This window comes from Microbacterium sp. Leaf351 (assembly GCF_001423825.1).
GTDB classification, from domain to species: Bacteria; Actinomycetota; Actinomycetes; order Actinomycetales; family Microbacteriaceae; genus Microbacterium; species Microbacterium ginsengisoli.
Window position 1 is genome coordinate 38,398 of record NZ_LMPK01000018.1, and the last position, 577, is coordinate 38,974.

General features: G+C 73.0%; 1 protein-coding gene. It reads left to right on the top strand.

The window, feature by feature from the left end:
• Positions 1-577, top strand: a 577-nt coding sequence (locus ASG00_RS06985; RefSeq protein WP_200930882.1) for a DNA glycosylase AlkZ-like family protein, incomplete at both ends; no start/stop codon positions are given.

The following is a 577-nucleotide window of genomic DNA, read 5'->3' on the forward strand; positions in this document are numbered from 1 at the left end:
ACAGTGCGTTCGACGACGGCCTGCTCGTGCGCTCGTGGACGCAGCGCGGCACCCTTCACATCGTCGCGGCGGGCGACCTGCGCTCGTTCCTCGCCCTCACCGCCGATCGTCAGCATGCCCAGGCCGCGAGCGTGCACCGCAGCCGCGGGATCGACGCGGCTGTGATCGCCCGCGTCGAGCGCTCCGTGCACCGCGCGCTCGCCGATGCGGGCCGCCTGTCGCGCGCCGAGCTGTTCGACGTGATGCGTGCCGACGGCCTCGACACGGGCGACATGCGTGGCTCGCTCCTCCTTCAGGCGCTGAGCCTGCGCGGTCTGATCTGCCAGGGACCGACCCGCCCGGAGCCCGATGGGCTGTCCCGCGAGCAGTGGTTCGTGCTCGTCGACGACGTCGTCCCCGACGGGAAGGCCGCCGACCTCGCGACGCTGTTCACCCGCTTCGTCCACGGGCACGGTCCGGCGTCCAGCCGCGATTTCGCCTGGTGGATGGGGCTCACACGCACCGCCGCGCGCGCCGCCGCGCTCGCGGCGATCGATGTGGAGAGGCTCGACGACGACTTGTGGGCGCCGCTGCTCAC